This window comes from Vibrio sp. McD22-P3 (genome assembly GCF_021568915.1).
Classification (GTDB): Bacteria; Pseudomonadota; Gammaproteobacteria; order Enterobacterales; family Vibrionaceae; genus Vibrio; species Vibrio mediterranei.
On sequence record NZ_JAKGTN010000014.1, the window covers coordinates 143,459 to 169,958 of the forward strand.

Below are 26,500 nucleotides of genomic sequence, written 5' to 3' on the forward strand. Positions count from 1 at the left end.
ACACTCACAAGTCGCAAAACTGGCATTTCTTTCATAAGAGAATGCCAGTTCGTGTCGAGGTTGTAGGCATGGTGGCCTATAGAAAAAGTAGTGTAGGTTATTCAAAAATTGCTTTTTTTCTATCCTTTAAATGAAACCATACACTTATCAAGATAAACAAAAACGCGAAATAGTAGACGAACGAGGAGAGTGAAGCGATAAAGTCGACACCTTGCTCAACTTGCTCTTGGCTGTAGCCTTGAGAAACCAGTTTGTAGTAGTACGCGTATAGCACGCCAATAGAACCATATCCCAAGTTAAACATCAGTCCTTTGAAGCTTAGAACGGTTGCGCGGTTGTGTGATTCAGTTTTTCTATTGAGGTGGTAACTAATAAAGATGTTCATCGTCATGATGATAAAGATCAGTACTAGTGCCGGAATTACGCCGTAAATCGACCAACCTAAACTGATAAAGTAGTAGGTCGCGATAGTCGCTATACCCATGATTACGATGAACTTCTTAGGGGCTAAACTTTCGGCAAATCGACGACTTTGTCCTGCAAAGAGTATCTTAAAAATACTCACGCCAGCGCCAATGAATCCAATGTAGATAATAGGAATGTCGATAGCGCGATAATATTGACTATTCATGGTGAGAAACATGCGTGAGGTGTGCTCGAAAAGACTGTAGTAGAGCAATATGAACAACACATAAGGTGTAGACATAACCCACTTACCGGTACTGAGCGTCAAGTTTAAGCTTGCTAACGTTGTTGCTAACTTATCGCCGCTTTTGGGCATCGGTTTTTTATCTTCTTGCATATTGATTGCTGCGTAAATGGCGACCATGGCTACGATCAAAGTGGCGTAAACCGGAATACGCATAATGTCTTGAGTGCTCTCTGGTGCTGTCCATCCAAACAATTGGTACACAGACCCCATGACATCGACATCATACATAGCGGCCCCGATCAGCGTAACGAAGATACCCACTGCAGAGGCCACTCGTATTTGAATCTGCAATACATGAGGCCATGCCTCTTCCTTACCTTGTTCTTTCAAGGTGTCGTATGCCAAAGCTTCGTCGGCACCGCTAGCAAGGGCCATAGCTAAGCCACTTAATATCCGGTTAACCAAAAATACCGCGAATACCAAACTCGGATTACCTGTCGGGACAAAGGCTATCATGGCGATCTCAACGAACATGATAATCGAGGATAAGACGACAAGTTTCTTACGACCTAAAGTGTCGGCAAAGGCTCCTGATGGTACTTCCGCAAGAACGATGGTAGCAGCCCAAATCACATTGAGCATTGCAAACTGCGACAGTGTTAACCCGTAATCCAGATAGAGCAGGGTGAAAACAGGATAATAAAAACGCGCAAAATAGCTGCTTCGAAACATTAAGAAGTAGCGCACATTGCGAACTTGGAGGATTTCCTTAAGTGTCATGACTTTTTCATTTATTAGACTTATATAAGGTTATGTATAACCCTTTTTGGCCGAGATGGTAAGGTTTCAGCCGAAAAATCATAGGTTTGTTGCAAAGCGATTTAGCTTTGAATATTTAGAGCAGATTAATTATGGTGGCTTCCGCATCAAAAGGACTCTTCTCAGTGTCCTCGTTAGTGAAAATAAAAAACCACTAGTCACTCGATTTTCTAGCTAATCAGCATCTATGCTGTATACATGAGCTGAATGCAATCAATGAGTTAATCATGGATCCATTATCCCAAGGAGTGCTAGGTGCCTCTTTGTCTCAATCATTAAGTAGAAAAAAACAAATAGTCGTTGCTGGTATATTGGGTCTGCTCGCGGGAATGTCCCCTGACTTAGATGTGCTTATTCGTTCGCATGATGATCCTTTGTTGTTCTTAGAGTTTCATCGCCAATTCACACATTCATTGTTTTTCATCCCTATTGGTAGCTTAATTTGTGCGTGGGTGCTACATCCTTTGATTGCGAAAAGACATGGACTTTCCTTTAAACAAAGTTGGCTTTACTGCACGTTAGGTTATAGCACTCATGCATTATTAGACTCTTGCACTAGTTATGGAACTCAATTGTTGTGGCCGTTTACTAATGAGCGTTATGCATGGAGCACGGTTTCGGTCATTGATCCTATCTATACGCTACCTATTTTGATACTGGTCGTTTTGGCAACGTTTAAGCGTAAAACATGGTTAGCCCGATTGGCTTTTTTGTGGGCTGTTATGTACCCAACGATAGGCATGATTCAAAGAGACCGAGCGGAAGCAACTGGTTGGCAATTGGCTAACGAAAGACAGCATACCCCGATTAAACTAGAGGCCAAGCCGAGCTTTGCTAACATATTACTGTGGAAAGTAGTCTACGAAACCAGCGATCGATATTATGTCGATGCAGTTAGAGTAGGAAGTACAGTGAAAACATACCCTGGACAATCCGTACCTAAACTTGATGTGAATAGAGATTTTCCTTGGCTCGATCCTAACTCACAACAAGCTATCGATATCGAACGCTTTCGATGGTTTTCTAACGGATATGTTGCACAAGATCCTGATGACAAGACACGAGTCATCGACGTTCGATATTCTATAATTCCGAATCAAGTTAAATCACTTTGGAGCATCAAGCTTTCTCCTTCCGCGAACATAAAATCTCACGTTGAATATCATACTCATAGAGACAGCAGTCCTGAGTCTAGAGAGGAGTTTTTTGGGATGTTGTTCGACTGAATTGATTTGTCATCATTTCAGCATAGGCAGCAATTTAACTATAATGCTCACAGCATCAAGCATTAGAATTGAAAAATTTAAACGCCCAGGTGACACTTAACGCGCACTAGGGCGAAAAATAACTACATGTGTCGAGATAGCTCCTCTAGCATGGTAAAGGTGAGTTATGTGGCTTATTGTCTTGCTCTAATCCAGTTCCAGTCCCACTGTTTTAGCCTTCTCCGACTCAAGTTCAGCCATATTTTTCGTTTGCTTGAACGATTCATCAAACAGCACTTTCTTTTCTTCTGCACTTTCAATTTCGTCGGTCACGTCAACCTTCAATATTAAGTTCAAACCAAGTGCAACGAGAGAACCTGTGGTAATTCCCGAACCTAGAATAACTCTTAAGGAATCTGGGAAGTAGGTCAATGTTTCAGGACGAATCGTCACTGTCATTCCGGCGGCGACACCCAGAGCAACAATCAACATATCGCGCTTGGTAAAGTTCAGACGAGACAGAATGTTGATACCGGATGAGATGATCATTGAGAACATAACGATGCCAGCACCGCCTAACACGCTGCTAGGAATAGTAACGACTAGACCACCTATCTTAGGAATCAACCCTGCACAAACCATAATGACGCCAGTAAAGGCGACCACATGGCGACTTGCAACACCAGTAATCGAGACAATACCAACGTTTTGGCTGAATGAAGAAAACGGTGTAGTACCGACAACGGACGCTAAAGCACTACCCACACCATCACATAAGATACCACTGGAAAGTTTTTTACCCGTGAGCTTCGTTTTGGTGGCATCGCTTAGGGCTAAGAAATCCCCTGTAGATTCCATAATAGTGACCAAGTAAGCGATGGACATACCAATAATGCCAGCTACAGTGAATTCAATGCCAAACGGCAATAGGTCTGGAGTAGCAAAAACGGTCGCCTCTTTTACAGGAGTAAAGTCCACCATGCCCAATGCCAACGCAATCAGATATCCAACAGCAATACCAATAACGATAGATGCCGCACCGAAGATTCCCTTACCAAAGTTAGAAATTGCGATAATCAATAAAAGAACAAAAGTGCCGAGGGCGAGATTTTCTAACCGTCCGTATCCTTCTTGGCCTACAAAGCCTCCCGCGATCCAGTCGATACCGACAGGGAGTATGGTAAGACCGATCAATACAACGACCGTTCCGGACACGACGGGCGGGAACAACTTGCGTATTTGAGGCATAAATTTGGAGCCAATGATCATGACCAAGGAGCCAACCAATGCCGCTCCAAAGATGGCAGCAACACCAGATTCAATGCCAATAGAGATAGAGATAGCAACAAACGTAAAGCTTGTGCCCATAACAACCGGAAGTCTAATGCCTATTACTCCAACGCCTTTACATTGGATGATAGTAACGACTCCCGATACCAGTAACGCTGCATTAACTAAGACAATCATTTCATTAGTCGGAAGGCCAATGGCACTTCCTACAACTAGAGGCACCGCAATGATTGCCCCCATAGCCGCCAGCATATGTTGAAATGCTAATAGTAACGATGTTCCAAATGGCGGTTTATCCTCAACTTCATATGTTAACTTCATACTACGTCCTTCTATTCACCACTTAATAAATTCGTCAACAATAGAGCAAGTTATGTTCCAAGAGCTTTGACAACCAATTATTACGTTTAGCTTTTTAGAGACTCGTTGGAGTTTTGCGATGGTAATAATTAATTTTTGATTGATGGATTTGTGAGCATGCAGATCTCCGAGTTTTGTGGTGATTAACCGTGAACCTCGAAAGGGTAACAAGGTGTCAAGTTGATAGTTAGTTGCGATAACGAGGTTATCATTTTGATAGCTGAGCTTTGGGCTGGTGGTTAAAACGACGGATTTATTTCATTTTTACTAACGTCAACGTCGTAAATAGACTAAGATACACGGCCTTTATCTAGCCCAGAGCCCAGAGAGTAATGACTGACAAAACATCTCCAACAACATTCGCTGACCTAGGTCTGATTCCAACCTTAGTTGAGCGACTAGAGGAGTTGGAATACAGCCAACCGACTCCAATCCAATCTCACACCATTCCTTACCTACTTGAAGGGCGTGATCTTGTTGGTGGTGCGAATACGGGTTCTGGTAAAACCGCCGCGTTTTCGCTGCCGATTCTGCAAAAAATCTGTCAGCAGGACAAACCTAACAGTCGTCGTGGCAACACGGTTTCTCACCTAATTCTTGTTCCTACGCGCGAACTAGCGTCACAGGTGGCGTATAACGTTAAATCGTACTCATATCATCTACGAAATGAGATCAAAACGGTGGCGGTATTTGGTGGTGTCTCAGCAAACCCTCAAATGCTAGCGCTTCGAGGTGGCAGCGACATTGTTGTGGCAACACCTGGACGATTACTTGATCTGGTATCAAGTAATGCTATTAAGCTAGACCAAGTGCAAACACTAGTACTAGATGAAGCGGACCGTATGTTGAGCTTGGGCTTTACAGAAGAGCTCAACAAAATTCTTGCTTTGCTACCAGAGAAAAAACAGACGTTACTATTTTCAGCAACTTTCCCTGAGAAAGTAACAAGTCTGGCGCAGCACTTACTTAGCGACCCTGTTGAAGTGCAATTGCAAAGTGCTGAGACCAGTACTCTCGTGCAACGTGTGTTTAGCGTGAATAAAGGTCAAAAGACGGCGGTACTCGCGCACTTAATCAAACAGCATCAATGGCGACAAGCGTTAATCTTTGTTAATGCCAAAAATAGCTGTAACCATTTAGCACAAAAGCTATCAAAACGCGGTATCACTGCAGAGGTTTTCCATGGTGATAAAGGGCAGGGTGCTCGTACACGTGTGCTAGAAGGGTTTAAATCTGGCGACATTCAAGTCCTGATAGCAACCGACATCGCAGCTCGTGGCCTTGACATTGAAAAGCTACCAGTCGTGATCAACTTTGACCTGCCACGCAGTCCTGCCGACTATATGCACCGTATCGGGCGCAGTGGCCGCGCAGGAGAAGTTGGTCTTGGTTTATCTGTTATCGATTATGACGACTACCATCACTTTAAAGTGATAGAAAAGAAAAATAAGTTCCGTCTTGAGCGCGAACAAGTTGCGGGATTTGAAGTGGATGATGACCAGAGTGAAGCTTATTTCGCACCCATGAAACCACGAGCAAAACCCGCTGGTACGGGTAAGAAAAAGAAAAAACGCAATCAGTAACGTGGGTGATCTAATGTTCTGATTAAGTTTGAGTGGATATCATGGTGGTTATTGTTTGACCACGATGATATTCACATTTTTCTGAGTATCTTTATTTAGGCTCAGTGATCTCTATTTCATAAATTATGACCAACTAAATGTAGCAAAAAACTCATACTAGTATAATCATACTCTCTTCGAATTATATTCTAACTCCGTAAACGTTTAGTCGTATTTTTTATTCGAACCCAATAATCAAATCCCATAGTAAGATATAAGCACTAATAGCAGGGTCATATCAGATTCTGCCTCTATTCTGCCTCTATTCTGCCGTAATAAAGTTAATTTTTCGATTGGCATATATCAATAAAAAGTAAGTGGTTATTTTCTCTGCCTACAAGGTTGTGTTCGTAGTTCAGCTGCAAGAACTAGGCTGTTATAGCTATTTCTAGCTGGAGCAGATAGCCCAAGTTTTATTTTAGGGAAGATAAGATTTGAAGTGCATAGTGTGCATGTAACAACTAGGACTTATCGCTGAATCTTCTCATATTGATGCTTTGTAAATAAACGTAGTCATTTTATTTAACATTGCTGTATGTTCGAGCGATTAATTAATATTAAATAGCTCATTTGAGTCTTGTTGATGGCTTTTACTCTGTATAGCGTGTGCGACTCTAATCAAAGGAGATCCACATGAAGAGTTTTATTAATAAAGCAATTACGCTAAGTTTGCTGACAGTCAGTCCCTTTTTATTCGCACAACCTGTTGTACTGATTAACACTTTTGCTGTTGATGCCGCTAGCGAAGCAGATGCGTTAGAGTATTGGGAGAGTGCTAGAGACATCCTTGTACAACAACCAGGCTATATCAATACAACACTACACAAAGCGTTGAGTAAAGACGCAACCTACATGTATGTGAATGTTGCAAATTGGGAAAGTAAGCAACATTTCATAGCTGCCATATCAGCAATGAGAAAACAGCTACCGGAAAATCACCTTGATGGTGTTGTCGCTGACCCCAATCTTTACGAAGTTATTCGAAACTAACAGAGAGTCTGCCTAAATGAATCATCTAACACGAATCTTTTTAGCTATTTTTAGCTTTTTATTTTCAATAAATAGTTATGCGGCAGCATACGGAGTCTCGATAGCTTGGAAAACACAAGACGCACAAGCCGTATTTGACGTCATGCCTAATCAAAAGAAAGCCTTTGCAAATCTTATTGATGCTGGATTAATACACGATATGTTTGTTTCGAAGAGTTTTATCGGTGACAAGGCTTTCCCTATAATTAAGTTTGTTATGGAAGCCGATAGTGAAGAGGAAGTAAGGAGAGTTATTGGAAATCTTCCTTTTCAATATAAAGAACTAGCTGAAATAACAGAAATTAGAGATATTGGTAGTAAGTGGCTAGACACTGATGTTGCGTTTACAAATTATGCGATTGAGCTGACCTGGAAAGAACCGGAAGATCAAATTTTTGCTGACAAAGTAATCAGTGCTGATTTGCAAAAAGTAGTTGATTGGAGTTCTAAAGGTGTAATTACGTCCGCTTATTTAAAGAACCAAGCGATTGCTAAACCAACCTCTAATCAAAAAGCGATGATTAGACCAATTTATTCTATTGCGGTTTTAGCAAAAGATGAGCAGCATGCTCTTGATATTGCCAGTGAACTTAATGCCGTCAAATTAGGTTTTGCAAATGTGAATGTTATTAAACTTGGATTTAAATTGTCGTTATAGCTTTGCGGTAATGTAAATCTACGTGTTATTCTAAGGTGAGTTTATTAACAAAGTTTACTCACCTTATGAATTATCATAAAAGACATGATTTGGTTATTGATCTTGATAATCGAACGCTGACAAAAACATCTAGCGATAAGGTTATTACGCTATCGCCATCAGAGTGCCTGATTTTAAAGCACTTGATGAATAACGGGTCGCAAACGTTAGGACGTGATTACCTGCTAACTCATTGTTGGCCGGGGAGGGTAGTAACAAACAGCTCCCTTAATGTCGCAATTAAAAACATTCGTAACGCCCTACTAGAAGTGGAATCCTGCTGTAAGGTCATTACTGTTCAAAAAGAAGGATATTGCTTAGTTGTCCCAGAACAAAGCGATGTTCAAGTCGTAGGTTTCGATGGAAGTCGATCAACAGTAAATGCAGATCAACCCAAACTAGACGCCGTGAATCCTCCTATCGAAGCATCTGATCCCTCACCCTCGAGATATCATTCACTGGCCAAGCTGGCGCAGTTTAGCTATCAGTTAGCGCCATTTGGAGCAGGGATTGCTGTAAGTATATTGGTGATAGTACTGTTTTTTCGTATCGGATTCTTTATGGAGAGAACCGCGATAAACGGTATTGATGTATACCATGACAATGCTGCTCTTGATTCACAGCTGATGGCAGATTTATCTTCACTTGCTAAGCCTAGAGTTGAGGCTATCTATATGCACCGTATCGGCATAGAGTGTTTCGATATACAAGTCGTGTTGCTGGACTCGAGTGGTTGGCAAGAGATTGGCGGTTCGTATTTTCAACCAACTTTGTGTTCCGAGGAACAAAAACCGTTAGAAGCAACGGAGGCAACACCAGATGAAGTATAAGTTTTGGCTGCCGATCATGGCGACGGTGTTTGCCATTTTGGCGTTTGGGATCATTTCTGGTGTGTTGACTAAAGGAGCCCATCGATTTGAAGTTAGCTATGAAGACATAGGTTCAGAGGTTCTAACTCTGGACCTAAAAAATGGTCGCTCCAAAATGCGCTATGTTGGCTACGATGCTGATGGGCAGATTGTACAAACTAAGCAGTTGTTTGGTGTATTTTTGCGATGGGGTAATCATTATTATTTTTATCAAATAGAACAAGATCAAGCCCATGGACAGCAGACTTTCAATGTTAAGAATCTATTTATTCAACAGCGAGGGAACAATAAGACTATCTTGATCTCTGATCAGCGTGGTGTTTATGTCACAAAGAGTGGAAAGATCCTAGCGCTTAAAGGCATTTTCTACGGTAGAACTCTACGCTGACTTTAGTATGACTCTTTTACTAGTTTAACTACCAACATAGCCGCAGATTGAGTGATTGAAATCACAAGAGTCACGCTATAACCGATGACATAAACCATACCAAGCATGACAAATTTCATGCACTAAAGTCGCTATCATCCTAGAACTTTATATTCACGAGCTGGTCACAAGCTCGTGTATCAATAATTGGTGTGAATGATGGCAAAAACTTGGATGGTCTCGGCTGTGTGTATGGCGCTGCTCGGCGGTGGTGCGTATTTCTATCTACAATCTTCGGAGCAACCGTTAGCTTTTCCTACTCTGGCGGTAGAAAAAGGAACCATTGAGAAACAGGCGGTGGCCGTTGGTAATATCGTGCCTGCTCACTCGGTGTCCATCAAATCTCAGATTGATGGAATTGTAGGTGAGATTTATGTCAGCGTCGGTGAAAAAGTCAAACAAGGTCAACCACTCATCAAGGTTCGCCCTAATCCAACACCTCAAGCACTAACTGATGCTTCAACAGACTTGATGCGCAGTGAAGCAGAGCTTGAATCAGCCAAGCAGAAGCTTGCCAACTTAAAGAGCTTAGTTGAGCAGGACATTATTCCTAAGAACTACGATGAGTACGTAAGCGCTCGTTCGTCGGTGAAATCTGCTCAAGCCAATGTGTTGCAAAAGCGTCAGAACCTTGAGCTTATCCGCAGCGGTGAAGCCTCCATCGGTAATGCTCGTCTGACATCCACTATCTACGCGCCGATTGATGGTACGGTTCTTAATCGCAAAGTTGAAGTTGGTGAACCAATAATCTCCACCCAATCCAACCAAGAAGCCACCGCCATGATGTCGCTAGCGGACATGAATAGTTTAATTTTCAAAGGCAGTGTCAGTGAACATGACGCCGCTCAATTGTCTCCAGGAATGCCTGTTGTGTTGACCGTTGCACCGTACCCTGATGTGGAAATTACCGGAGCACTGTCCAAGGTTGCTATTCAGTCTGAAAACTTAAATTCACCAGCAAGTAACTCGTCGGCAAAGAGTTTCGACAATGGATTTGGCGTTGAGGTGGGTGAGCTGTCGATCCCTAAAGGGGTTGTGTTGCGTTCAGGTTTCTCCTCGACAGCTAAAATTACCCTGAAGAAGTCAGAAAACGTCTTAACCCTGCCTGAGCGAGCACTGCAATTTAACGGCGACACACCCAATGTATTGATCCCCGATGCTTCTGAGCAGGGTTTTCACACACAACCAGTGAAACTCGGTCTGTCAGATGGCATTAATGTCGAGGTGCTCGACGGAGTTGAGTTGAATGAAGAGATTATCGACAACAGCATGATGGCAGGAGTTACACATGGCTAAGTTATCGTTGTCGAAATTAGGGTGCGCGGTATTAATTACTACCTTGAGTTTACCAAGTTATGCGATTTCTATAGAGCAAGCTTGGCAACAGGCAAAACAAAATGACCCGAATTATGAAAAAGCTAAAATTGGCGTGCAACTGGGTGAAGTGGGAGTTGAGGCAAGGCGCAGTTCTCTACTACCCGGCTTAAGTGCGAATGCCTCTGCTAATTGGAGTGAGTCGACAGACAATTCGAATAGCTACGGTGCAACTCTGTCTCAAACCATTTGGGATAGCAGTTTATGGTCAGAATTAGACCTAGCGAATGCGAATTACATCAAAGCACAACTAGAGCTTTCCCGCTCACACAACGAGTTGGCACAAAGACTGTTGTCTTCATATTTGGACGTAGCAAGTGCGCAGGGAGACCTTCAACTGTCCAAGTCCAAGCTAGAAGAAGGCAATAAGCTGCTGAAGATTATCGAGAAGCGCTACCGTGCCGGTAAAGTAAAATCTGTGGACGTAGAAGAGATTCGCGCGACTCAAGTATCTGAACAAGCGGGTATTTTGAGCGCGCAAGCTGACTTAGAAGTAAAAAGAGCAACGCTTGCCGAACTTATCAATCAAACGCCAAAAAACGTTGACCAAATTCGTACCGACTCCCTTGCGGAGCCACCTATGTTGGTGAACTCACAACAACAATGGCTAAAGCTTGCGAAAGACAGCAGTCCAGAACTGCTGGTGGCAGCGCAGAATGTTAAAGCGAGCGAATTTGCGAGAGATTCTGCTAAAGGTGGCTATTACCCTACATTAAAGGGAGATGTGGGTTACAACGGTGGTGACCAACGCAAAGACGGTGAGTTCAGTGCCGGTATTACCCTAAGTGTCCCCATTGACCTCAATGGCTCGACGCGTGCCAAAGTAGATGAAGCATCACTTAATATTCTCAGCGCCAAGCAGGACTTTCGTAAAGTAGAAATCGATATCCATAAACGAGTGGTGCAGCAATTTACTCAAGTGGAGATCAATTGGAATCAAGTTCTGATGGCAGACAAACTGGTGCTATCTCGAGAGAAAGTTCTGCGCAGTAAAGAGAAACTATACGATGCTGGATTGCTGGAAGTGTCAGAAGTAATCAACGCCCACAACAGCCTGTTTGAAGCAAAAAACAGTCTACAAACCAATCTGTACAATTATTGGCGCCAGCGCATAGGCTTATTGCAAACGGCAGGAAAGCTGGATGATGACACGATCGCATTGATATCTCGAGCTCTTAACTCATGACCAATCTGTTGCAGCAAACATGGCAAACTCTGCTGGCGCACCGCATGAAAAGTGCGCTCGCAATTATTGCCATTGCTTGGGGTGTCATCTCCGTGGTGGTGTTGATTGCACTTGGAGAGGGCTTTTATCGTCACCAAACTCAACAGCTATCTTTCTTGATGAATAATGTACAGGTTGCATTTCCTTCTAGTACCAGCAAGGCCTGGCAAGGCTTACCTTCTAGACGCCAGATCACCATTTCCCAAGAACAAGTTGAAAGAATAAAAAACACCGGCTTAGTCGACGCTGTGTCGAGTGTTTACACCAAATGGGATGCCAGCGTTACCAATGAAAAAGGGCAAAACCTATCGAGCAGTGTAAATGGTATCGACTCGAGCTATTTCTCCCTTATGCAAAGTAAGTTTGAACCCACCTCGCGCCATATCTCGCCTAGTGATATTGCTAATCACACACGTGTTGCAGTGTTAGGCGACCAAATTGCTAAGATGGGAAGCCTCTCCATTGGTCATACCGTCAAAGTGAACGGCATTCCTTTTCTAGTGATTGGCGTGCTCAAAGATGAAGATTCCGCCAGTTTTTTCAGTGATAGTCGCACTGTGTACATTCCTCAAACTACTTATCGTGACTTATGGAACGTTAAACCATGGATGCTGTTAATGAAGCCTATTGAGGGCATGGATGCGCATTCGTTTAGAAAAAGTGTTGCCGATTTTTATTCGAAGCTGCTTCATTTTGATCCCACAGATAGAGACGCTATTGATATGCCAGACTTTAGCGAGGGTGCTTCCATGATTAAGGGGATCTTCAGAGGTATCCAGATATTCTTGGGCGCAAGTGGCGCCATGACCATGGCAGTTGGTGCGCTTGGTGTTGCTAATATTATGTTCCTGTCTGTTACCGAAAGAACCAGAGAAATTGGTGTGTGCCTAGCAGTGGGAGCAACGCAAAAATCGATTCTGAATCAGTTTATCCTTGAAGGGCTTATTCTTGTCGCCGTTGGAACGGCGCTAGGGTTGGCGTTTGCCTTTGCTACTGTGATGTTACTTAACTCCATCGCTCTTCCCGAGTGGTTAGGCACACCAGTGATAACTGGAGGCTCCATTACTTGGTCGCTACTGGTTACTCTGATTTTAGCGTTGATGGCCTCTTATTTTCCTGCGAGACGAGGTTCACGCCTTACTCCGGTTATTGCCTTAAGTGCGAGGGCGTAGCGATGTTGTTACCAATAAGACAAATCTTTCAGGAAATGTCAGCAGAAAAGTTGCGTCTGGGTTTAACCATATTGGCGGTGGCTTGGGCAACGCTATGTATTGCTGCCATGCTTGCTGTCGGTGAGGGTATTCGTCAAGGAGTACTGAAAACGGCGCAAAATGGCAATGGCAACTTGATCTACTTAACTGGCGGCATCGCCAGTATCGACCATGGCGCTTTCCACCAAGGTAAGTTTCTTAAGCTAAAAAAAGAGGATGTCCAAGTTATCAAGGCGTTACCTGAAGTAGCCAGTGTCGCTCCTACTGCTCAATGGAACGAAAACATCACGGTTGGCGATAGAGGTTCATGGAAACAGCCGATCGCTGTTCCGACCGATTTTGCGTCGATGACTAACCTAATCCCGTTGCCGGGAGGGCGATGGTTGAACCCGCTAGACCAAAAGCAGATGCGCAAAGTGGTTGTGCTTGGCTATTCATTGGCTGCAGACCTGTTTAATCCAACTGACGACTATAACTGGTTTGCGACGGTGACTTTACAAGCGGATCCTGTTGGAAAAAAGGTGAAAATTGGCAGTGAGGAATTTACGGTTGTTGGGGTTTTGGCGAAGAATAGCGGACGAGTTGAGCAAGGGGATGGCATTAACTATTCGAGCTTTGTACCGCTGGCTACTTGGCAACGGTTTCACACCAATGGAGACATTGGCGGTATAAACGTCGAACCTAAAGCCAATGTGGACCGTAAAAGGTTGGCGCAAATCATTCGCCAAGTCATCGCTCGTAAACACGGAGCAAGCGTCCATGACGAGCAAGTAGTTCAAGTGGAAGACATGTTCCTACGACAAAAAAGTATGCAGCAGTTTCTTATTGGCTTACAAAGCTTCCTAGGCATTATTGGTTTTGTCACTCTTGCGGTGGCGGGTGTTGGGATTGCCAATGTCATGTATGCGACGGTAAAGCGTTCAACTCGCGATATTGGCGTTCGTATGGCGGTGGGGGCAACGCCTACGGCTATCCGTGTTCATTATTTAGTTCAATCTCTTATGACCATGATGATGGGTGGTGCGTTAGGATTAGGTGTCACTTACGCTCTGATCTCTGCGATTAGCACCATCAGCCTTGAGGGAAATGCGTTCTATGAAGAGCTCGGAAAGCCTGTTCCTGAATTATCTTGGATTGTGGTCGCGATTGTTATCGTTACCCTAATGATTATCGGTGTCGCATCAGCTTGGTTACCCGCCAACAGAGCGGCAAAAGTCAGCCCGTTGGAGGCATTACAAAGTGAGTAACAATAACGCGAAACAAAGCATGGCAAATATGCCTCTTGTTGAGCTGACTAATATTTGCAAATACTACGCTAGTGGTGAAATGGAAGTACGTGCATTAGATGGCGTTGACTTAACCATTAACCAAGGTGAATTCCTGTCGATTCTTGGTCCTTCGGGCTCTGGAAAATCAACCCTAATGAACATGCTTGGCTGCTTAGATAAACCTAGCGATGGGGACTATTTATTAGCAGGCCAGAATGTCGCGAGTTTAACCGCTAATGCTCTAGCTACAATTAGAAACCAGAAGATTGGCTTTGTGTTCCAAAGCTTCAATTTACTTGAATACGCTACCGCACTCGACAATGTAGCGTTACCTCTGGTGTACGGCGGAATTAAAGCCAAAGAGCGTCGCCAGCGTGCGGCAAGACTTCTAGAGCAGGTAGGCTTAGGGGACCGCCTTGACCATAAACCGAACCAACTATCTGGTGGTCAAAAGCAGCGAGTTGCCATTGCTAGAGCCTTGGTAAATGACCCTCAAATTATCCTAGCTGATGAACCCACAGGCGCATTGGACTCGAAGTCAGGCGCTGAGATTGAAGCATTGTTTAATCAACTTCATGAGGAAGGCAGAACACTCATTATTGTTACTCACGACAATGCATTAGCAGAGCGTACTAAACGTATTATTACTATTAAAGATGGTAAGGTGATTTCAGATAGAGCGCCGACTTAGAGCTTCTGCGTAAGATTCATTCAATGAGTTAACATGCCGACTACTATCTTCGTGAGGGAATATAATTAGTGGCGGCATGCATTCTATTAAGTTAGCGCTGTGCTTAGTTCGTTACTTGATAGCATACGTCTGGAAAATCAGCCTACCAATTTCGTTGATGATTTGGTTACGTTCAGACATCGATAGGTCGGTTTGTGTTAGATAAATGCTGATGACCAATGGTTTGCGATTGTCAGCCCAAATAGCACCAGTAAAACCACGTGAACCATTAGCGCCTGCACCAGAGCGGTCTGCGATAGACCATCCTTGCGGTAGAACCGATCGTAGCAATGAATCTGAAACCGTGTTCCCTTGCATCCAAGCCATTAACTGATTTTTCGAGCCTTGATTCAGGGCCCCTTCAAATAGAAGACGATGCAGTGTGGTATTCATCGCATTTGGTGTTGTTGTATCCCGTTTATCGCCTGAAAGTGCCTGATTTAACTCTGGTTCAATGCGGTCTAATCGAGTCACGTCATCTTGGTTCAAACGTAGAAACTCAGTGAGTCCTTGAGGTCCCCCTATGGAATGCAGAACGATATTGGCTGCAGTGTTGTCGCTCGTTTCCATTGTCGCTTCACAAGCTTTGCTGACGGTAATGGAACTGCCCACCATTTTCTCTGTAACCGGTGACCAAGGAATAAGTTTGTCAGACGTTATGGGAGCCAAAGCGTTCTTGTCTAGCTCTCCTGAGTCAGCGTCATGTAACATCTTTGCGCATGCCAGAGTTTTAAACGTGCTCATCATAGGAAAGCGTTCATTGCCTCGATAGTGCCATTGCTGTTGATTTCTGGAATCCAAAACGGAGACGCCGATGCGTCCCGAGATTCGTTGCTCAATTGATGCTATAGACTCATCGAGCGTTGAGGCAGATGAAAAGAAAGATATAAGTATGAGGCTCAAGAGCAAAACAGGTTTTTTCATGGTTTCAGTTTTTTACAGGAAAGCGAGTTTACGGTGCGGAGTATTACTAGGGAAACAGTATTATTCAACCGTCAAAATGCGCACAGTGCTTAATATGTTCAATGAACAACGGTATCTTGTTGGCTACATGCCTTCTTGACGCGTAAAATGCATATAGCACCAAGTCATCAGGTTGATGTTCCATTTCTATCACTTTCAAAGCACCAGAACTCAGTTCACCTTGGCATATGTCTCTAGGGAGAATTGCCAGCCCTATACCAGAGAGCGCGCCTGTTTTAGCGAGATGTCCGCTATTGACCTTAAAAGAAGACTTAACTTTTTGGGTAATTCGTTCACCGCTTTCCGTTTTGAAAACCCACGGTTCGCCATTGATCGCGGTCAGACTGCTAATGCAAGGAATGTGTTGTAAGTCAGAGGTCTTAAAGGGTATAGGGTAACGATCAAGAAGTTCCGGAGCACCGACTACAATACTAGGCCAGCGTTTAATTTCCCTCGCTACCAAATTGGTATCGTCAAGATTCCCACGATGGAATTTTAAAATTACATCGAACCCGTTGAATAAGTCCTCCTTGGGGCTGACGCTGGTATCACAACTAAGCGATATTGAGGGGTGTTTTTCGCAGAAACTTACCACGGCATTAGCCAACACAGGGGAGTCGGGCATCAGTATTCTCAACTGTCCAACGGCCTCTTGAGAATGATACGTAACCTCTTCAAGTGCATCATTAAGCTTATTTAGCAGTGGCTGTGTGAGTAGATATAGGTGCTCCCCAGCACTTGTCGGCGCAATTCTTCTAGTCGTTCTATCGAAGAGTCGGGTATCAAGTCGCTCTTCAAGCAAGCTGATATGGCGACTGAGATTGGAGGTTGGAAGTTGGAGAAACTCCGCGGCACGTTTAAAGCTCATGTTTTCGTACACACAATGAAAGCTCTTTAGCCATTGTTGGTCAATTCTCTCAAGCATGACTCATTGTCCCAAAATGTTGGATTAAGTAACTCAATATCGACACTTTATTGCTAATTATGAGTTTATACAATGATGAAATCAATTAAATCACGAAGGTATAAACGCGCATGAGTTGGCTTGAAAAGCTATTACATAGAAAAAAACTGGTTAGTAATCGCAAAGCAAACATACCCGAAGGTTTGTGGAGAAAGTGCCCTCAATGCGGCCACATTCTTTACAACAAAGCGTTGCAACTGAGTTTGGAGGTATGCCCCAAATGTAGTCACCATATGCGAATAACAGCACGTCGGCGTCTCGCTAGTTTCTTAGATACCGAGGAACAGGTTGAAATTGCAAGTCACTATCAACCAGAGGATATCTTGGGTTTTAAAGATAAAAAGCGTTACACCGACCGCTTAGCTTCAGCACAAAAAGAAACTGGGGAGAAAGATGCCCTCGTCGCAATGAAGGGACAGCTTATGGGGTTGCCTGTTGTTGCCTGCGCGTTTGAGTTTTCGTTTATGGCTGGTTCTTTGGGGTCGGTAGCAGGCGCTCGGTTTGTTCACGCTGTTAACGTCGCGAGAGATAGCAATTGTGGCCTAGTGTGTTTTTCAGCTTGTGGTGGTGCACGGATGCAAGAATCTTTAATGGCATTGATGCAAATGGCCAAAACCAGTGCCGCTTTGAATCAACTATCAATGGCTGGATTACCTTATATTTCCGTCCTCACTGACCAAACATATGGTGGTGTGTCTGCCAGCATCGCTATGCTAGGTGACATTAATATTGGTGAACCCCAAGCAAGAATTGGCTTCGCTGGACGCAGAGTCATTGAGCAAACCGTACGTGAAGAATTGCCAGAAGACTTTCAGCAAAGTGAGTTTCTTTTGGAGCATGGGGCGTTAGATATGATTGTGGATAGGCGCGATATGAGAAATCGAATCGCTGAGCTTTTATCTAAGATGACCAATAGTCACCTGGTGGAAGAGAGTGATTAAGCATTTACACTGATTTACTCTCCCTGACGTAGGGTTACATTAGAAGGAGTAGAGTTAAAGCTCAACAGGAGCGTTATTATGAACAAACTTTATTCAATGGTGCTCGCCCTCATCCTGGCTATCATCTTTATCTGGCTTCAAGCGGAGCCTTCATTGGTCGCCAATGAAACCTTCATGCAGTGGCGAAGCGCCTTAATCCAAATCACGGGTATCGTTTCAGTACTTCTATTAACTCTAGTGATGTTGCTCGCTTTGAGATTACCACTGATTGAGAATTTTACCCGAGGCTTAGATAAGTCTTATCGCCTACATAAATGGGTAGCAATCTATGCTGTTATCATAGGCGTTATTCACTGGCTACTTGCTATCGTACCAAAACAACTGGTGCGTGCGGGGTATCTTGAACGACCTCAGCGTGGTGCTTCGTCCATCGACCCTGACTCTTTCTATGCTCTAATTCGTCCTTTGCGTGGCAGTGCGGAAACAATGGGCGAGTGGACGTTGTACTTATTTGTCGTTTTAACGGTATTGGCGTTATTTGCTCCTGTTCGCTATAAGTTTTTTAGATGGACTCATAAACTGATGGCGATTGCCTTTATCGCTATCGGCTATCACTCGCTGATTCTTCTCAAACACTCATATTGGGATAACATTATCACACCAATCACTGTGTTCGTTGTTCTTGCGGGCATTACGGCTGCCATTTTGAGTGTGATTGGGTGGATTGGCAAAGACAACAAACATGCTGGCACTATCAGTGAGGTGGTTTATAGCAAAGAAAATCATACGACGCGACTTTCCGTCCATCTTCCAAGTTGGAGAGGTCATTTAGCTGGTCAGTTTGCGTTTGTAAGGATTGGCAGCGAAGAACCTCACCCGTTCACTATCGCTTCAGTAGATAGTAAACAGCGCAATGTAAGCTTTTTAATTAAGGCTCTTGGCGACTTTACTGGCAACATTCATAAGCAAGTTCAAATAGGACAACAGATAGAAGTTGAAGGTCCGTATGGCAAGTTCGATTTTGACGATAGTAAAAAGCAATTATGGATTGCTGGGGGGATTGGTTGCGCGGCGTTTAAAGCCCGATTGGATGAACTCGCCCAACAACCAGATAGAGGTGGAGTTGTTTTCTATTATTGTACCGAGAGCCCATCGCCTTCTTTGATCATAGAGATGGAAAGTGCAGCCAGAAAAGCAAACGTTGAGTTTCATGTGATCGATAATCGGCTAAAACCTTTTTTGTCTATTGAGCAGATACGCCAAAAATATCCTGATATTGCGCAGCGAAGCATTTGGTTTTGCGGTCCTGTTGGATTTAGGAAGGCGTTGCTGGCTCAACTAAAGGCAATCAGATTCGACACAAAGAATTTTCATTCAGAGTTGTTCAACTTTCGCTGATCTTGTTTAGTTCGGATTCTCTCACAGGGTTCAAAGGTGCTGTTTGATGTGTTCAACCAAAAATAAACGAATGGTTGGTAATTGAACTGGTATAGAAAGACTGCAATATTGAACGACGAAACCCACGAACAATCAGCCAACAAGCACTAGATCGCTTGGGTCAGTGAATAGGATCAGACAGATGGAAGTTAAAGATTGGGACACTCCATTCAGCGAAGGAACGATATATATCGTTGATTTATCATGGAATGGAAGGCATTTTGCAGTGACGTATCCAGATGGTAGTGGTTACGAGCTTGAAGGAAGTGAGCGGCATAAAGATTACACATTGATAGTAAGCGTCTTCCATGAAGAAACTGAAAGTCTATACGATGTCATGTTTGATACGGTAAGTGGGTTTCGCCTGTTAGATGAAGGTGGTTTACTCGAACTTTGGGCGGCAGGGGATAGATTCCCAAATTGTACTCTTATTAAAGGGCATCTATGGAGTAAAGAAAGTCCAATAACGTTTATTTCTGGCTATGAAGATGAATGGTCCCACTTAATTGCAACCTCCGATGAGTGTGTAGAAATTGTTTCTCATAAGCATCCAGACATCAAGCTAGTAGGGAAATCTAATAAACGGGAAACAGCTAAGTAACCATAAAGCTCAATGAAAACGTACGGTAGTGAGCATCTAACGAATATTTTAATAAGCTACTGACCCACTTATGAGCTGTTATCAACGTCGCTTTGGTACAAAAAGATACCGTTATTCCCTTGATAAAGAGAATATCCTACAGCGTGTCGTATATCTAGTTAACATGAGCTGGTTTACATGTTCAGTAATCTACACACTATAGAACACCATCTTCGTTTTCACGAAGATGGTGTTCTATTTGAGATCGAAGGTGGGTATTGGATAGTAAATAACTTATTACTTCCCAATATGCTATCTCAACGCCCTTTGGAACTTGAATCTCTTTGGTTTAGTGACATTGGGACGGTGTACTTCGTAGCTTCTGAATTACCTAATAGCGCTTCTATGGTGGTTACGGCTATTTGGCTAAAGTCGACACCAACAGAGCTAAGTGATGGTCTTTGATATTGATTGAAAGGGCTGTTATCGAATCCTACGACGCCAATTTGATTCAAATAATCAGGGTCGAGTTCTCTAAGTGTTTGAATGAAGCCATAAGCGATAACATCAGCAGCACATACAAAAGCGTCTGGACGAGAGGTCATTCCAAGCACTTTGTGGGCTGCTTCCTTTCCTGATTTTTCCGAGAAAAGTGCATCAAATACAACTTGCTTCGCATTGGCTTCAAGTACAGCGCTTCGATAACCTTCTAGTCGACTATGAGCAGAGTGTTTGTTGTCCAAACCACCGATAAAAGCGATAGAGTTGAAATCTTGTTCGTATAAATGTTCAACGGCGAGTCTAGCGCCACCGAAATCGTCGGTGAAAATATTAATACTCTTCTTAGCCTCTTTGATCTCTCGATCTATCACTGCGATTCGATAGTCATCCTCTATCAAGTTATCTATAAACTTGACGTCGTTAGAAAGCCCGAGAAAAACCGCAGCCGCAATGGTTTTTGAATCAAAGTCTTTACGTATTTGTGCTTCAACTTCTTGTTCGTTATCTCCGAACTCTATGAGTTCCACAACAAGTTTATGGTTGTGGTTTTTTGCAGCTTTAATGAAGTTAGAAATTATTCCCATGACATAGGGTGATTCTAATGAGCTCAAAGAATCAGTTTCCATATCCACCTCGTAAGCGTACGCATAAAGAGCGATCACGGTCTGTGGTACCCCCTTAAGTACTTGAGCAAAGGCATTTGGTTGATACTTATGCTTCTCAATTACTGATAGAACCTTGGCTTTCGTGTCCTCTGGGATATCAGGGTAGTTGTTGATGACTTTTGATACGGTACTTCGAGAGACTCCCGCGAGCTTAGCGATCTGCGTTGCATTGATTGGTTTTTGAGACATGGCAACCTCTAATGAATGGCTGCGAAAATAATACCAGCAAAAGAGTTTCTCTCACGAACAAATATCATACGCTCAAGTAGTCAGTTTGTAGATCTAAATCACGTTTTTTGACTAGAGCATACTGAATGTGCGGTGGATCACTTACACGCAAGGCAAATTCTTATAAGTTTACGAACAGCTGTTCGTAAACTTATAATTTTTGATTCGTGTAGATAGAGATAAATAATGAAGCTAGTAGATTATTTGACGTTTGAAGCAACTTGTCTCGATACAAATGCTGTAGAGGTAACTGCAACTCCTCGTTTTGATGAAGAGGTTGTGTTTTTAGATATTGAGGTTTCAGCAAAAGAACCCACTAGGTTCCCTGAAGTAACCGTAGACGTCCATTTTCCCTTTATCGACATGCACAGTCTTTGGACGCCGTGCCCTCACGGCAACCCCAAAGCACTGCGTAACAAGGGTATCCCAGAATGGTGGCCTTACTACTCAAGTCATATTAGCCATGTCGCTCCGGTAGGGTGTTTTTACTCTCAACGTAGCCAAAGCCGCTTGGCTTTTGCATTTTCGGATTGCAAAAACATTGTTAACGTTCATGCGGGAGCATACGAGGAAGAAAATGTTGGCAGAATTAGACTTCGTCTATTTAGTCAATCGAATGAAGAGCTAACTTCTTACCGAGGAACGCTTCGCTTAGACACAAGAGACATACCAGTATTTGACGCGATTGAATCTATGGCTTTGTGGCACGAAAAGCTACTTGGTGGCGAGCAAATGCAAGTTCCTGAAGCAGCCTTGGAACCAGTTTATTCAACATGGTATGCATTCCATCAAGATCTTTCTCAGCAGGAAATTGAAGCGCAGTGCGAGATGGCCGTATCGGCAGGGTGTAAAACAATTATCCTCGACGATGGTTGGCAGACGGATGACAACAATCGAGGTTATAAATACTGCGGTGACTGGCAGGTAGCAACATCGAGATTTCCAGATTTTGCCCAGCATGTACGCAATGTTCAGGGTATGGGCATGAAATATATGTTGTGGCTCAGCGTACCGTTTATGGGGAAGGGGTGCGAGAGATGGAACGAATTTGAAGACTATTTATTGTTCTATAGTGAACAGAATGAAACTGGGACGCTTGATCCGCGCTACCCACAGGTTCGCGATTATCTAGTGGAAACATTCAGTCGAGTAGTACGTGAATACAATCTTGACGGTTTAAAGCTGGATTTTATTGATGAGTTTGACATGACAAATGCACAAGGGAGTGCTTTGACGCCAGATCCAAACAGAGATACAGAATCTCTTCCAGAAGCAGTAGACATGCTGATGATTGACGTTCGTCGAACTTTAGAAGCGCTCAACCCTAATATAATGATTGAGTTTAGGCAGAGATATATCGGCTCAATGATCCGAAAGTATGGCAACTTGTTTAGGGTTCATGATTGTCCAAATGATCCTATTGGGAATCGAATGGGCATTGTTGATTTGAGAGCTTTTTCAGGTAGTACTTCCGTTCACTCCGATATGTTTACTTGGTCACCTGAAGACACAGTCGAAAGTGCTGGCTTACACTTTATTAACTCCCTATTTGCGGTGCCTCAAATCTCTCCCAACATGCGAAAACTATCAGACTCTCACTTAACGATGGTTAAGCACTGGCTTGGTTTTTGGGTAAAACATAAAGATATTTTAATGAAAGGCAAGATTAAGACTTGCAACCCAGAGATGCAGTACCCAATCGTCGAGTCTTCACTGGATCATGAAAAGGTAGTCGCTGTCTTCTCTGATACGCCGGTTGAAGTTTTTAATGATGGTACAACCAATATAACCATCGTTAATGGCTCCATGAATGAAAGAGTCATTCTTAGAAGCTTTAGCGAGAAATCAGTATCTATCAGCACTTTCGATTGCCTAGGGAAGCATTTAGAAGACAAGACAATGGAACTGAAAGTGGGTCTTACTGAGCTCGCGCAGCCAATCTCAGGTTATATGAAAATTAGCGTCTAATCGATTTAAAGCCTGATAACCCTACAGTCAGGCTTAGTCTAAATTGCAAGCATTTCTAAGGAGTGATAATGAATAACGTGATTACAGGTAAGGTCAGTAATCAAACCAAATGGTCGTTTGGTTTAGGTGGCTTTGGAAAGGATTTTGGTTTGGTGTTAGTAAACATCTTTATCATGATTTACTACACAGACGTCGCCGGTCTCTCCCCGATATTCCTAGCAGGTATGTTTCTACTTGCTAGGGTATGGGACACCATCAACGACCCAATACTGGGTTATATAGTTGCTAAGACAAATACTCGATGGGGTAAATACAAGCCTTGGATTCTTGTCGGGAACGTATTGAATGCCGTCTTCTTAGTGGGCATTTTCGCCGCTCATCTTTTTGAAGGAAACGCGCAACTGTGGTGGGTAGTGTTTACCTATGTAGGTTGGGGTATGACCTACACGATGTTAGATGCACCTTTCTGGTCATTAGTCCCTAAGATCACTCTGAATAAAGATGAAAGAGAAGGGTTAATGCCTTATCCAAGAGTATTCGCGACTGCTGCAAGTTATACTGTGCAGGGGGTAGCTGTTTATGCGGTGATGTTTTTTGGTGCGGGTGATGATGGGCGCGGCTATATGCTGTTCGCCGTGTGTGCTGGAGTGTTGGCTATCATTAGCGCTTTGATTACCTGCAAATGGGTAGAAGAATCCTTTGAAGAGGATGAAGCTGCTTCAAAGAACTTCAACTTAAAGCAAGCTTTCTCGTTGATACTTAAAAATAAACAGTTTCTTTGGCTATTAGCTATTGCGCTTTGTTACAACGTCGGTACTGCTCTTATGGGCGGCTACACATTGTACTTCTATACGTATGTGCTAGGTGATGCGACAAAGCTAGCTGTCGCCTCTGCCTGTGGCGGTATTGCAGGAGTTGGTACTCTACTTTTCTTCAAACCTATCGTCAAAGCCGTTGGTCGCCAAGCTCTGTTCTCTGCTTCATTGGTTTTTCCAGTACTCGCCGCTGTTTCTCTATGGTTTGCTGGGAATTACGCACCAGAGTCGAATCTGCTTATCGGGCTTTCTGGTGTATTCGGAGGTGTCTCTGGAGCGGTCTATTGGCTAATCATTTTGATAATGGTTGCGGATACAGTCGATTATGGAGATAAAACAATTGGTATTCGTGCTGAAAGTGTATCGTACTCTGCTCATACATTAATTTCTAAATGCTCTGGTGCTCTTACGGGCTCTCTTATCGGGTTGGGGCTAGCCGCAATTAACTTTGTCCCTAACGAAGTTCAAACGACTGAAGCGTTAACGGGTTTACAATTCCTATATTTATCTCCTGCGGTACTATGTGCCCTTGGCTTCTTCATCTATTCAAAGTTCTATAAGCTAAATGGTGAAAACCTCGATAAATTGCAAGATGACCTCAGAGCTAAATACGCGTAAAGACTACACAGAGTAAAAGTGCCGCCTTATGCCGATAGGAGGGTGGCACTACTGACCGATAAATGCTCCAGCCCAAATACTGTCATTCCTGCGAAGGCAGGAATCTACTGACAACGCCCACTGAATAATATGGTTCACTCCGCAAACTGAGTGACGAGGCTAGATTGTTTTTTGCCCATTTCTAAGCTAGTTCACTTAGATGTCATACTTTACGCATAAGAACTTGATCTACCCTCTTATCAGTTTGGTGCGTGCTTAGTAAACTGTAGGCTTACATCTTTTCAATTCGAGGCAAGCAAGCTTTTTTGGCATTTTTAAACAAGCGACTTAATCTTTTTTAATACTGGAATAGTTAAGGCTAATATCAACCCGATTTGAAGGGCTATATCGACGTAGTTGATGCTATGTCCAAGCGCTGTCGTATATTTGGAGAATTGATAGAGCCCCAATACGCTATAAATCACTAGTAAGCTAAACACCATTGAATACTGTTGGCTATCACTCCAATTCGCGCACTGACTCCATCGCAACATAAAGTACATTCCGAGCAGATAGGCAGACAGCATTGAAAACGCGACAAAATGCTCGCTCAGTCCAAGCGTGTACATGTGATAGTGCTGACCAAAAAATACGACGCCTAAAATTATGGTGGTGATAAACACCTTTAAGTTGCTAACTCTCTTGTTACTAAGCTTGAAGGCGATTTTAGGTCTAAAAAGCGCGAGAGCGGAAAACGCTATTATAACCGTAATAACGGCTAATTTTTGTAGCAACGTACTCTGATAAGGAAAGGCTTGCTGGGTTCCAAGGAAGATGGACGCTGACGCTACAAAGTAGAGAGTTGTACACACGAAAAAGGACGGCCAGTTTAACCAAAGTTTCTCACGCTCTGAACTATCCAAGCGCAACTCAACCATTAATATAGGCAAACAAATACTGCCAAGGCTATGTAGCCCGAGAACATATATTATCCAGAATGGTGACGTACCAAGTGACTCGATATATCCAAAAGATAATAATCCAGCGTGATAGTAATCCGTGTTGAAAAACGTTTGAGTTAGCAATCCCTCTTCTATTAAACCAAACGCAAAAGAAAGTGCGAATATTCCAACCCAGCCACTTCCGCTTCGTCTTGCAATCTCTCTCACAAGCAATGCACCACAGCCATAAAAAGGCACTAAGAATAGCAGTGATGAAAGCTGCGTCAGTGACCATATACCTAACAAGTACTCGGCAATAATGGGGCTTAGGATACAAAGTGAGATAGCGGCTAGTTTGGCATCGCTAAAGCGAATAATTTTCTGTAGTGACATGGAAATATGGGACTCTCAAAATAAATGGTTGTCGGCAATCGCTCTACAATACAAAGGGTTTCAGTTTACTCAATTTCTGTAAAGTATTTAGTCTAAATATATCGCACATACTAGACGAAGCATGTATGAATTTGTCGATTGTTACTGGGCTTTAAAGTCAAGCTAAAGAACTAATTCTTTTTAGGTTTGAATCTTACGAATGCTAGAATTAGTTGCCTTAACTATGCGATGCGCATGAACTAGTACATTCAAACAACCCTTTGTATTGTCGACAACTACAGGAGGATCAAAAGCGTTTGGACGTAGCATAGCTGTTCCAGCATTTGAAGCGTTCTTCTCCTTAATTGAACGGCTCTTCTCAGCTTAGGTGCACTTGATGTATGGGTAAAAAGTTGAGTGGGTATCAAAGTACGATGTTTATCTGATTTTTATCATCAAAACTGGACGCATAACTAATGGACTTTCCAAACCTGTGGCTATTGACCTATTTCTAATCTAGTAGCGTTTCTGGCACATTTTTGTCCATTTCTGTGTCAGTCAACTCAGTGTTAACTCACTTATTGTCGATTACGTAGCAGATCAAATTATCAATGACGTCTTGTTAATACATGTTAACTACATACAAATACAGTATCCCCCTCTGGCAGGATTGTTGTCACTGTTAAAATTTAACCAGTATGGGCGGTATTGAGTAAACTTTGTCTCGTATACCAGCAGAAAGAAAAGAAG

Annotated in this window: 22 protein-coding genes; 16 read left to right on the forward strand and 6 right to left on the reverse strand. The window is 43.1% G+C overall.

All coding sequences use genetic code 11. From position 1 onward, the window contains the following. Window positions 1-97: 97 nt before the first annotated feature. Window positions 98-1,432 carry an MFS transporter gene (locus tag L2W36_RS17400; protein ID WP_236110780.1) on the reverse strand — a complete coding sequence of 445 codons (1,335 nt, stop codon included), beginning with the start codon at window positions 1,430-1,432 and terminating at the stop codon, window positions 98-100. Between the two features lie 266 nt (window positions 1,433-1,698). Here L2W36_RS17400 and L2W36_RS17405 point away from each other — a divergent pair, with 266 nt between their 5' ends. Then, a complete protein-coding gene (locus tag L2W36_RS17405) occupies window positions 1,699-2,697 on the forward strand; it encodes a metal-dependent hydrolase (RefSeq protein WP_236110782.1) in 999 nt (332 codons plus the stop codon). A 186-nt stretch (window positions 2,698-2,883) separates the two neighbouring features. Here the strand turns inward: L2W36_RS17405 and L2W36_RS17410 are convergent, their stop codons facing one another. Then, on the reverse strand, window positions 2,884-4,287 hold the full coding sequence (locus L2W36_RS17410) for a uracil-xanthine permease family protein (RefSeq protein WP_062462102.1): 1,404 nt from the start codon (window positions 4,285-4,287) through the stop codon (window positions 2,884-2,886). Window positions 4,288-4,658: 371 nt separating this feature from the next. Between L2W36_RS17410 and L2W36_RS17415 the strand changes: the two genes are divergently transcribed. The 10 genes from L2W36_RS17415 to L2W36_RS17460 all read left to right on the forward strand — a co-directional run bounded on the left by L2W36_RS17415 (window position 4,659) and on the right by L2W36_RS17460 (window position 14,739). Then, window positions 4,659-5,909 carry a DEAD/DEAH box helicase gene (locus L2W36_RS17415; RefSeq protein ID WP_236110784.1) on the forward strand — a complete coding sequence of 417 codons (1,251 nt, stop codon included), beginning with the start codon at window positions 4,659-4,661 and terminating at the stop codon, window positions 5,907-5,909. Between the two features lie 672 nt (window positions 5,910-6,581). Continuing rightward, window positions 6,582-6,938, forward strand: a complete 357-nt coding sequence (locus tag L2W36_RS17420) for an antibiotic biosynthesis monooxygenase family protein (RefSeq protein WP_038227100.1) — start codon at window positions 6,582-6,584, stop codon at window positions 6,936-6,938. A 16-nt stretch (window positions 6,939-6,954) separates the two neighbouring features. Next, window positions 6,955-7,635: a hypothetical protein gene (locus L2W36_RS17425; RefSeq protein ID WP_236110786.1), complete on the forward strand. Its 681-nt coding sequence runs from the start codon at window positions 6,955-6,957 to the stop codon at window positions 7,633-7,635. Window positions 7,636-7,700: 65 nt separating this feature from the next. Further along, a complete protein-coding gene (locus tag L2W36_RS17430) occupies window positions 7,701-8,504 on the forward strand; it encodes a winged helix-turn-helix domain-containing protein (protein WP_236110792.1) in 804 nt (267 codons plus the stop codon). Then, window positions 8,494-8,931 carry a hypothetical protein gene (locus L2W36_RS17435; protein ID WP_088878725.1) on the forward strand — a complete coding sequence of 146 codons (438 nt, stop codon included), beginning with the start codon at window positions 8,494-8,496 and terminating at the stop codon, window positions 8,929-8,931. Before L2W36_RS17430 ends, L2W36_RS17435 begins: the two co-directional genes overlap by 11 nt. Window positions 8,932-9,129: 198 nt before the next feature. Next, a complete protein-coding gene (locus L2W36_RS17440) occupies window positions 9,130-10,266 on the forward strand; it encodes an efflux RND transporter periplasmic adaptor subunit (RefSeq protein WP_236110794.1) in 1,137 nt (378 codons plus the stop codon). Beyond that, window positions 10,259-11,530 carry a TolC family protein gene (locus L2W36_RS17445; RefSeq protein WP_236110796.1) on the forward strand — a complete coding sequence of 424 codons (1,272 nt, stop codon included), beginning with the start codon at window positions 10,259-10,261 and terminating at the stop codon, window positions 11,528-11,530. The genes L2W36_RS17440 and L2W36_RS17445 overlap by 8 nt, the downstream gene beginning before the upstream one ends. Next, window positions 11,527-12,741 (forward strand): ABC transporter permease, encoded by a 1,215-nt coding sequence (locus tag L2W36_RS17450; protein ID WP_236110799.1) that lies wholly within the window; start codon window positions 11,527-11,529, stop codon window positions 12,739-12,741. The genes L2W36_RS17445 and L2W36_RS17450 overlap by 4 nt, the downstream gene beginning before the upstream one ends. 2 nt (window positions 12,742-12,743) lie before the next feature. Further along, window positions 12,744-14,027 (forward strand): ABC transporter permease, encoded by a 1,284-nt coding sequence (locus tag L2W36_RS17455; protein WP_236110800.1) that lies wholly within the window; start codon window positions 12,744-12,746, stop codon window positions 14,025-14,027. A 19-nt stretch (window positions 14,028-14,046) separates the two neighbouring features. Then, complete coding sequence (locus tag L2W36_RS17460; RefSeq protein ID WP_038221729.1) at window positions 14,047-14,739, forward strand: ABC transporter ATP-binding protein; 693 nt, start codon at window positions 14,047-14,049, stop codon at window positions 14,737-14,739. 111 nt (window positions 14,740-14,850) lie between these two features. Here L2W36_RS17460 and bla read toward each other — a convergent pair whose 3' ends face one another. Both bla and L2W36_RS17470 read right to left on the reverse strand, forming a co-directional pair. Beyond that, on the reverse strand, window positions 14,851-15,702 hold the full coding sequence (gene bla, locus L2W36_RS17465) for a class A beta-lactamase (protein ID WP_236110802.1): 852 nt from the start codon (window positions 15,700-15,702) through the stop codon (window positions 14,851-14,853). Between the two features lie 64 nt (window positions 15,703-15,766). Next, window positions 15,767-16,666, reverse strand: a complete 900-nt coding sequence (locus tag L2W36_RS17470) for a LysR family transcriptional regulator (RefSeq protein ID WP_236110804.1) — start codon at window positions 16,664-16,666, stop codon at window positions 15,767-15,769. A gap of 110 nt (window positions 16,667-16,776) precedes the next feature. Here L2W36_RS17470 and accD point away from each other — a divergent pair, with 110 nt between their 5' ends. The 3 genes from accD to L2W36_RS17485 all read left to right on the forward strand — a co-directional run bounded on the left by accD (window position 16,777) and on the right by L2W36_RS17485 (window position 19,684). Continuing rightward, complete coding sequence (gene accD / locus L2W36_RS17475; RefSeq protein WP_236110806.1) at window positions 16,777-17,646, forward strand: acetyl-CoA carboxylase, carboxyltransferase subunit beta; 870 nt, start codon at window positions 16,777-16,779, stop codon at window positions 17,644-17,646. 78 nt (window positions 17,647-17,724) lie between these two features. After that, a complete protein-coding gene (locus tag L2W36_RS17480) occupies window positions 17,725-19,044 on the forward strand; it encodes a ferredoxin reductase family protein (protein ID WP_006069452.1) in 1,320 nt (439 codons plus the stop codon). Between the two features lie 181 nt (window positions 19,045-19,225). Then, window positions 19,226-19,684 (forward strand): hypothetical protein, encoded by a 459-nt coding sequence (locus tag L2W36_RS17485; RefSeq protein ID WP_236110807.1) that lies wholly within the window; start codon window positions 19,226-19,228, stop codon window positions 19,682-19,684. Window positions 19,685-19,980: 296 nt separating this feature from the next. Here the strand turns inward: L2W36_RS17485 and L2W36_RS17490 are convergent, their stop codons facing one another. Continuing rightward, entirely contained in the window at window positions 19,981-21,018 is a 1,038-nt protein-coding gene (locus L2W36_RS17490; RefSeq protein WP_006069454.1) for a LacI family DNA-binding transcriptional regulator, read from the reverse strand. 225 nt (window positions 21,019-21,243) lie between these two features. On the opposite strand from L2W36_RS17490, the gene L2W36_RS17495 reads away from it, so the two are divergent. Beyond that, complete coding sequence (locus L2W36_RS17495) at window positions 21,244-23,025, forward strand: glycoside hydrolase family 36 protein (RefSeq protein ID WP_236110809.1); 1,782 nt, start codon at window positions 21,244-21,246, stop codon at window positions 23,023-23,025. A 68-nt stretch (window positions 23,026-23,093) separates the two neighbouring features. Further along, entirely contained in the window at window positions 23,094-24,458 is a 1,365-nt protein-coding gene (gene melB / locus L2W36_RS17500) for a melibiose:sodium transporter MelB (RefSeq protein ID WP_198559071.1), read from the forward strand. 314 nt (window positions 24,459-24,772) lie between these two features. On the opposite strand, the gene L2W36_RS17505 is transcribed toward melB, so the two are convergent. Next, window positions 24,773-25,771, reverse strand: coding sequence for a hypothetical protein (locus tag L2W36_RS17505; protein ID WP_236110810.1), 999 nt, complete (start codon window positions 25,769-25,771; stop codon window positions 24,773-24,775). Window positions 25,772-26,500: the final 729 nt, after the last annotated feature.

Bases quoted from the DNA above. Each gene is read 5' to 3' on its own strand.
- L2W36_RS17400 (WP_236110780.1), bottom strand. From the start codon at position 1,432: ATGACACTTAAGGAAATCCTCCAAGTTCGCAATGTGCGCTACTTCTTA.
- L2W36_RS17405 (WP_236110782.1), top strand. From the start codon at position 1,699: ATGGATCCATTATCCCAAGGAGTGCTAGGTGCCTCTTTGTCTCAATCA.
- L2W36_RS17410 (WP_062462102.1), bottom strand. From the start codon at position 4,287: ATGAAGTTAACATATGAAGTTGAGGATAAACCGCCATTTGGAACATCG.
- L2W36_RS17415 (WP_236110784.1), top strand. From the start codon at position 4,659: ATGACTGACAAAACATCTCCAACAACATTCGCTGACCTAGGTCTGATT.
- L2W36_RS17420 (WP_038227100.1), top strand. From the start codon at position 6,582: ATGAAGAGTTTTATTAATAAAGCAATTACGCTAAGTTTGCTGACAGTC.
- L2W36_RS17425 (WP_236110786.1), top strand. From the start codon at position 6,955: ATGAATCATCTAACACGAATCTTTTTAGCTATTTTTAGCTTTTTATTT.
- L2W36_RS17430 (WP_236110792.1), top strand. From the start codon at position 7,701: ATGAATTATCATAAAAGACATGATTTGGTTATTGATCTTGATAATCGA.
- L2W36_RS17435 (WP_088878725.1), top strand. From the start codon at position 8,494: ATGAAGTATAAGTTTTGGCTGCCGATCATGGCGACGGTGTTTGCCATT.
- L2W36_RS17440 (WP_236110794.1), top strand. From the start codon at position 9,130: ATGGCAAAAACTTGGATGGTCTCGGCTGTGTGTATGGCGCTGCTCGGC.
- L2W36_RS17445 (WP_236110796.1), top strand. From the start codon at position 10,259: ATGGCTAAGTTATCGTTGTCGAAATTAGGGTGCGCGGTATTAATTACT.
- L2W36_RS17450 (WP_236110799.1), top strand. From the start codon at position 11,527: ATGACCAATCTGTTGCAGCAAACATGGCAAACTCTGCTGGCGCACCGC.
- L2W36_RS17455 (WP_236110800.1), top strand. From the start codon at position 12,744: ATGTTGTTACCAATAAGACAAATCTTTCAGGAAATGTCAGCAGAAAAG.
- L2W36_RS17460 (WP_038221729.1), top strand. From the start codon at position 14,047: ATGGCAAATATGCCTCTTGTTGAGCTGACTAATATTTGCAAATACTAC.
- bla (WP_236110802.1), bottom strand. From the start codon at position 15,702: ATGAAAAAACCTGTTTTGCTCTTGAGCCTCATACTTATATCTTTCTTT.
- L2W36_RS17470 (WP_236110804.1), bottom strand. From the start codon at position 16,666: ATGCTTGAGAGAATTGACCAACAATGGCTAAAGAGCTTTCATTGTGTG.
- accD (WP_236110806.1), top strand. From the start codon at position 16,777: ATGAGTTGGCTTGAAAAGCTATTACATAGAAAAAAACTGGTTAGTAAT.
- L2W36_RS17480 (WP_006069452.1), top strand. From the start codon at position 17,725: ATGAACAAACTTTATTCAATGGTGCTCGCCCTCATCCTGGCTATCATC.
- L2W36_RS17485 (WP_236110807.1), top strand. From the start codon at position 19,226: ATGGAAGTTAAAGATTGGGACACTCCATTCAGCGAAGGAACGATATAT.
- L2W36_RS17490 (WP_006069454.1), bottom strand. From the start codon at position 21,018: ATGTCTCAAAAACCAATCAATGCAACGCAGATCGCTAAGCTCGCGGGA.
- L2W36_RS17495 (WP_236110809.1), top strand. From the start codon at position 21,244: ATGAAGCTAGTAGATTATTTGACGTTTGAAGCAACTTGTCTCGATACA.
- melB (WP_198559071.1), top strand. From the start codon at position 23,094: ATGAATAACGTGATTACAGGTAAGGTCAGTAATCAAACCAAATGGTCG.
- L2W36_RS17505 (WP_236110810.1), bottom strand. From the start codon at position 25,771: ATGTCACTACAGAAAATTATTCGCTTTAGCGATGCCAAACTAGCCGCT.